Source organism: Actinoallomurus acaciae (genome assembly GCF_042429965.1).
Taxonomy (GTDB): Bacteria; Actinomycetota; Actinomycetes; order Streptosporangiales; family Streptosporangiaceae; genus Actinoallomurus; species Actinoallomurus acaciae.
On sequence record NZ_JBHLZP010000470.1, the window covers coordinates 1 to 6,262 of the forward strand.

The 6,262-nt window shown below is 71.8% G+C and carries 6 protein-coding genes and 1 pseudogene; 3 read left to right on the top strand and 4 right to left on the bottom strand.

What is annotated here, in order from left to right; all coding sequences use genetic code 11:
* Positions 1 to 643, bottom strand: a pseudogene (locus ACFFNX_RS38885) (hypothetical protein); the annotation flags it as partial.
* 389 nt (positions 644 to 1,032) lie between these two features.
* Here ACFFNX_RS38885 and ACFFNX_RS38890 point away from each other — a divergent pair.
* Together ACFFNX_RS38890 and ACFFNX_RS38895 are read left to right on the top strand one after the other, a co-directional pair.
* Entirely contained in the window at positions 1,033 to 2,028 is a 996-nt protein-coding gene (locus ACFFNX_RS38890; protein WP_378211141.1) for an endonuclease/exonuclease/phosphatase family protein, read from the top strand.
* A 263-nt stretch (positions 2,029 to 2,291) separates the two neighbouring features.
* Positions 2,292 to 3,110 (top strand): TrmH family RNA methyltransferase, encoded by an 819-nt coding sequence (locus ACFFNX_RS38895; protein ID WP_378211143.1) that lies wholly within the window; start codon positions 2,292 to 2,294, stop codon positions 3,108 to 3,110.
* Between the two features lie 51 nt (positions 3,111 to 3,161).
* On the opposite strand, the gene ACFFNX_RS38900 is transcribed toward ACFFNX_RS38895, so the two are convergent.
* Complete coding sequence (locus ACFFNX_RS38900; RefSeq protein ID WP_378211145.1) at positions 3,162 to 3,857, bottom strand: hypothetical protein; 696 nt, start codon at positions 3,855 to 3,857, stop codon at positions 3,162 to 3,164.
* Here ACFFNX_RS38900 and ACFFNX_RS38905 point away from each other — a divergent pair.
* Positions 3,835 to 4,203 carry a hypothetical protein gene (locus ACFFNX_RS38905; RefSeq protein ID WP_378211147.1) on the top strand — a complete coding sequence of 123 codons (369 nt, stop codon included), beginning with the start codon at positions 3,835 to 3,837 and terminating at the stop codon, positions 4,201 to 4,203. The genes ACFFNX_RS38900 and ACFFNX_RS38905 overlap by 23 nt on opposite strands.
* A 70-nt stretch (positions 4,204 to 4,273) precedes the next feature.
* Here the strand turns inward: ACFFNX_RS38905 and ACFFNX_RS38910 are convergent, their stop codons facing one another.
* Both ACFFNX_RS38910 and ACFFNX_RS38915 read right to left on the bottom strand, forming a co-directional pair.
* Entirely contained in the window at positions 4,274 to 4,642 is a 369-nt protein-coding gene (locus ACFFNX_RS38910; RefSeq protein WP_378211148.1) for a UCP033725 family protein, read from the bottom strand.
* Positions 4,639 to 6,262 (bottom strand): SseB family protein (locus ACFFNX_RS38915; protein WP_378211150.1); only part of this gene is annotated, 1,624 nt, incomplete at its 5' end. The genes ACFFNX_RS38910 and ACFFNX_RS38915, both read right to left, overlap by 4 nt.

The following is a 6,262-nucleotide window of genomic DNA, read 5'->3' on the forward strand; positions in this document are numbered from 1 at the left end:
GCCCGGGACCGCCCCGCCCGGATCCGCCTTGGCCGTGACCGCCTTGCCCGTGACCGCCCTGGCCGGGACGTCCCCGCCCGGAACCGCCCTGGCCGGGACCTCCTTGGCCGGGACCGCCCTGCCCGAAACCACCCTGACCGTGACCACCCTGGCCCGCGCCGCCGAGTCCGCCCTGCGGGGGACCACCCTGGCCCGGGGCGTTCGAGGGCGTCCCCTGATTTCCGTACCCCTGGCCCGGGGCGTTCGGGGGCGTTCCCTGGTCTCCGTATCCCTGGCCCGGGCCGTTCGGGGGCGCTCCGTAGTTGCCGTACCCCTGGCTGCGGAAGTCCGAGCCGCCGTACCCACTGGCCGCCATGCCGATGCCGGATCGGCCGAGGCCGGGTCCGATGTAGCCGTCGCGTCCCTGCCCGGGAGGCCGGTCGTCGGCCGGGCCACCCGCGAACCCTCCACCGCCCGTGGGGTCGTTCGCGTAACCGCCGTACGGATCGTGCCCGCCGCCGGTACCGTACGGATCCTGCGGGGACGGCTGGTCGTGCGGACCCGCGCCGCCGGAGCCCGCGCCGCCGGGTGGCACCGGAGGGCCCGACCTTCCGTCATCCGGCGTGCCGCCCGGGGGCTCCTCCTTGCGGCGACGTCCGCTCACGGTTGTCCTCTTTCGCGGGGGATGGGTGGATATAGAGGGGCACTGTAGCTTCCCCTTCCCTGTGTGACCAAAGAGGCCAGGGAGAACTTTTCGCAGGTCAACGCGTGCGGGTCATGACTGGAAAGGTTGCTTACCGGTAAAGAAACGAACTTCGGCGGACGGCCGTGAGTTGACTTCCAGGTGGATACGCTGCGCCGTCGCGGATCGGCCTCAGTAAGGAACCCAGTCACAACCGACTGACCCGGCCGTCCCGGGCGGGCGCCGGTGACGGCCCGCCCACGTGGTGTTAGCAGATTCGGTCTGGTATATAGGCGAACCTGAACCCGGCGGTCAGCTTCGTCGTGCACAGTAGGGCTCGGGGCCCAAACGGCGACCGGGGGAGCGGCAGGATGACGAGACTCGCGACCGTACGGGACGACGACGCGACGGCGCGCCCGGTCAAACGGCGGCGGCGGTGGACATCGGTGATCACCTGGATTCTCGTGGCGGTCTGGCTCCTCTGGGCGGTCGCGCGCCTCGTCGGCGTCGACCGGATGTCCTCCTTCTCCTCGATTCTGATCCCGGCGATGGCCGTGGTGCCGTACGTCGCGGCGGGCGTGGTCATCCCGCTCGCCGTCGCCGCGCTGACCCGCAACTGGATCGCGCTCGGGGTCACGGTCGCCCTCGCCGCGGTGTACGCCGGCATCGTGCTGCCGAGGGCGTTCGGCGGCGGGCGGCCGGACGCGACCGGCCCGAGCCTGCGGATCCTCACCGCCAACCTCAAGTTCGGCCGGGCCGGCGATGAAGGCCTGGTCGACCTGGTCCGGAGCACCGGCGCCGACGTGCTCAGCGTGCAGGAGTTCACGCCGGCGGCGGCCGAGCGGCTCGACGCGGCGGGCATCGAGCGCCTGATGCCGTACCGGGTGATCGATCCGCGCGGCGGCCCCGAGGGCACGGGTCTCTACTCCCGCTATCCGCTGACCGAACGGCCCGACAACGGACCCACCACGTTCGCGATGGTGAACGCGACCCTGCAGGTGCCGGGCGCCGCGCCCGTGCGCTTCACGGCCGCGCACCCACCGGCGCCGCTCGGCCCGGACGCCGCGAAGTGGCGGCACGACCTGCGGGAGATCCCGGCGCCCACCCCGCACGGAGAGGTCGGCATCGTCGCGGGCGACTTCAACGCCACGCTCGACCACGCGCCGCTGCGCCGGCTGATCGGGGAGGGCTTCACCGACGCCGCGGACGCGACCGGGCAGGGCCTCGTGCCGACGTTCCGGCCCTGGCCGCCGATCACGATCGACCATGTGCTGGCCGACCGCCGCTGCGCGATCGAACGGGTGAAGGTCTACCTCCAGCCCGCCAGCGACCACCGCGCGCTCTTCACCGAACTCCGGCTGCCCTGACCGAGCGAAGCGAGGAACCCAGGACGCGCCTTGGCGGTCACCCTCCCCGACGTGGGGGGCTCGTGACCGGAGCGAACCGGGGAACCGAAGGGCGCGCCCTGGTGGTGGCCCCTCCGCGCGAGGCGAGGGAGTCAACGGGCGTCGCCCCTCCGAGGCAGGAGGACTCGTGACCGAGCTGAGCGAGGAAGCCAAGGGACGCGTTCCAGCGGTTGCTCCTCCGACGCGGGAGGGCTCATGACCGTTGGGGCCGCGATACTGGAGGCATGGCCCGCCTGATCCCCATCGCCGACCCGGCCGACCCGCGTCTCGCCGACTACACCCGCCTGCGCGACGTGAACCTCCGCAAGAGCCTGGAGGCCGAGCACGGCCTGTTCATGGCCGAGGGAGAGAAGGTCATCCGCCGGGCGATCGCCACGGGCCATCCCGTACGGTCCGTGCTGGCCGCGCGCCGTTGGGTCGAACCCCTGTCCGACGTGCTCGGCGACGCGCCGGTGTACGTCGTGGAGGACGCGGTGGCCGAGGCGGTGACCGGGTTTCCGGTGCACCGCGGCGCGCTCGCGTCGATGGAACGCCTGCCGCTGCCGTCCGTCGGCTCGCTCCTGCCGGGGGTACGGCGGATCCTCGTCCTGGAGGATCTCGTCGACCACGGCAACGTCGGGGCGATCTTCCGGTGCGCGGCGGCCCTCGGCGTCGAGGCGGTCATCCTGTCACCTCGCTGCGCGGACCCGCTGTATCGGCGTTCGGTCAAGGTGTCGATGGGCGCGGTCTTCGCCGTGCCGTACGCCCGGATGACCGACTGGCACGCCGGACTGGACGAAGTGCGCGCGGCCGGGTTCACGCTGCTGGCGCTCACCCCGTACCAGGGGTCCACGCCGATCGGCAAGGCACCGCGGGGAGAGCGGGTCGCGTTGATGCTCGGCGCGGAGGGCGACGGCCTGTCGTCTCGATGGCTTCACGAGGCCGACGAACCCGTCTGCATTCCGATGAGCGGCGACGCGATGGACCTCGGCGTCGACTCGCTCAACGTGGTCGCGGCCGCCGCGATCGCGTGCCACGAACTGATGCGCCCCGAAGTCCTGTAGCCGCAGCGCGGGCGCCGCCGGCCGACCGGGCGGTGCGTGGGGAGACGAACGTCAGTGCGCCCCGCCGGAACGGTGCGTCTTGCGGTGCGCACCCTTCTGCTTCGGCGTGCGAGCGTTGGCCCGCCCGAGCCGTACCTGGGTCAGGAGCAGGGAGAACGCGACGAGGAGCGCGGCGAGCCAGGCCGCCTGGGTACTGGCCAGCTTGTCGAAGGTGAGCTCATCGGCCGCGTCGGTGGTCCCGCGCATCTGCTGGGAGTTGCCGGTGTTCACGACCGGGGCGGTCGACGGCGCCTGGGTCGGTGCGATCGAGGGCAACACGGCCGGATCGCTCGACGGAGCGACGGACGGCGTGGCCCCGCCCCCGGACGACCCCAGCCCGGTCGGCAGGTCCGACGTGCTCGAACTGCTCTTGCTCCCACTGGAACTGCTGGAACTGCTGCCCTTACTAGACCCGCTGGACTTCGACGGCGATGGCGAGGACGCCTTCTTGATGGTGAGCGTCTGCTGCTTGGTCACCTCCTTCACGTCGTCACCGGATTTGGCGTCATCGGCGACCACGTATGCCGTCACCGTCACCTTGCCGGTTTTGTCCTTTGAGGGAACCGTGACCGATATCGCGACGTGGCGGGGCCCCGAAAGGGTCGTCGTCTTGTAGACGTTCTTTCCGCTGGAGACGGAGGTCACCTCGGCGCTGCGATCCGCGCTGAGCGTCAACTCCAGGTTCTTGACGCTGGCGCTCGGCGTCACGACGATCTCCATCGACGCCTTGCCGCCCGGCGCCACGGAGCTCGGCACGCTGGCGAACGCCAGCTTGAGGACCGCCGTCGGCGTGGGAGTGGGGGTGTCAGAGGTCGAACTCGACGAACTCTTCGTCGGCGTCGCCGTCGTGGTGCCGCCGGGCTTGCTCGACGGGGACACATCCGCTGAGGGGGATGGGGTGTCCGTCGCCGCGAGGGCTGCTGCGGTGCCGCTGGCCAGGACGATTCCTGTGCCAACGCTGATGATCAGTGGGGTTCGTACCGATCGTGCGAGCACCGCCCACGACCTCCTCAACGACTTCGTTGATATCAACCCTACGCTTCGTCATGCGTGAGGTAAGAATCATGCGATCACGTCAAGGCCGATCAATCAACAGGGCAAGCGAAGTTGTCGCCCCGAATGACCTAAATGTTCTCCTCGCGCAGTTGCTCGATCTCCTCGCGCGAGACCCAGATCTGGTACACCCCGGCGTCGACCGTCTCCAAGCCCAGCGCAGCCGCGACCGGGGCGCGGCCGCCCGCGTACTCCAACCGGACCCAGCCGCCGTGCTCCCCGATGACGACGAAGGGCTCCCCGCGCCACGTGCAGGACGTCCGGACGTACCGCAGGTCGTCCACCTCGGCGTCCCGGACGACGCGCACGAACCGGCCCGGGCGCACCTCCTCGAACCCCTCCGCGGGCGCGGCGGCGTAGAGCCGCACCTCGCCGTCCACGCCGGGCGTGGCGTCGTACTCCGTACCGCGCCAGAGTGCGGTGTAGCCGTCGCGAATCACTCCGTGTCCCCCCAGACCAGCCGGTCGGCGTCCCAGCGTGCGACGAAGCGTTCGGAGCCGTCGCTGCCGATGACGTACATCTCCGAGCCGTGCGGCAGGCGCATGCTGTCGACCTTGTACTCGCGGATGCTGCCGGCGCTGCCCGGCGCGAAGCCGTCGCCGCCGAAGGGCGGGAGTTCGAGCACCCAGCCGCCGTCGCCCCACGATCGCATCGCCTCTTCGGTCTGGCCGCCGAACGGGATGCGGTAGAGCCCGGACCGGTACGCGGGCCAGCGGATGACGTGCACCTGGGCGTCGTCCGGGTGGAACGGCGCGCCCTCGCGCAGCAGGCCGAGGGACTCGTACAGCAGCTTCGGGGTGTTCAGGTCGACCACGTCCTGGACCCGGTGCACGAAGCCGGCCACCCGGTCGTACGCCTGCTCCAGATGCCACGCGACCTGGTCGTGCGGTACGACCTTCTGCATGATGGCGAACGGTCCGCGCTGCGCCTCGACCGGCCGGTCGGCGGCGGGTCCGGGCCGAGCCCCGGTCTCCTGCGGCACGTCGGTACGCGCCGCCTCGGCCTCGCGGTGGTGTCCGCCGGTGGGCACCGGTGCCGGAGCGTCGCCGAGCGGCATCCCGGCCTCCGGCACGGGCGGCGGAATGTCCTCGGCCACCCGCTCCAGGCCGACGGCGGACAGCGCGCGGATCTGCTCGCCGGACAGCACCAGCTCGATCGGCGTCCCCGGGTTGACCGACACGCTCCAGCCGTGATCCGGCCATCCCGCGACCAGTTCGGCGAAGGTCGGCATGACGAAGCCGGTCGTGCCGACCGCGGCCTTCATCCAGTCGAAGGAGGTGAACGCGAGCACGGACGGCCGTCCGCGTACGGGAACGGCCGACCAGGGGAACGACGGGTCGCCGGGCCGGGTCTGCACGGCGGGCGGCGTACGGCTCCAGACCGGCAGGAACACCGTGGCGTCCATGAGGACCTTCACGACCATGTCCGCGTCGTCGCGTACGTCGAACATCTGGCGTTCGGCGTCGCTCTGCGCCGGGAAGTCGCGGGCCAGCCGCGCCGCGGCGGCGGCGTCGACCTGCTCGGCCATCGGGGTGACGCGGTCGCCGGGGACCGACGCGCCGATCGCGGTGCCGCCGTTGATGACCAGCTCCAGCGCCGGGTCCGGCCAGAAGCGCAGCACCTTGGCGAGGTCGGACAGCACGAACGGGTGACCGCCCATCGCGTCGCGCATCCGACCCGGTCCGGTGTAGATGGGCACGACGGGACGCCCGGAGGAGTCGTCGACGTACCACTGGAAGCCGGGGCGTCCCGGCGCCAGCATCGAGTCGCCGCCGTCGACGACCGGCACCCAGATCTGGCGGACGCTGAGCAGGGTCCGCAGGAACCCCTCGCGGTCGCCGCGCGTCGCCGCCTCGAGCAGGCTCCGCTCCTCCTCGTCGAGCGGCGTGAACTCGGCGTCCGGGGTGAAGTGCAGCGCGAGCGGCGACGGGTCCACATCGAGCGGCCCGTCGAGCGGTGGCGGCACGTCGTACGCCGGAGCGGGCGGCGGCGTGCCCTGCGCCGGCTCGGCCACGCCGGCCGGCACCTGCTCGAGCACGGGTTCGGGCACGGGCTCCGCG

What these genes read in the sequence shown, in the direction of transcription:
- ACFFNX_RS38895 (WP_378211143.1), top strand. Translation starts at nt 2,292, where the DNA reads ATGGCCCGCCTGATCCCCATCGCCGACCCGGCCGACCCGCGTCTCGCC.
- ACFFNX_RS38890 (WP_378211141.1), top strand. Translation starts at nt 1,033, where the DNA reads ATGACGAGACTCGCGACCGTACGGGACGACGACGCGACGGCGCGCCCG.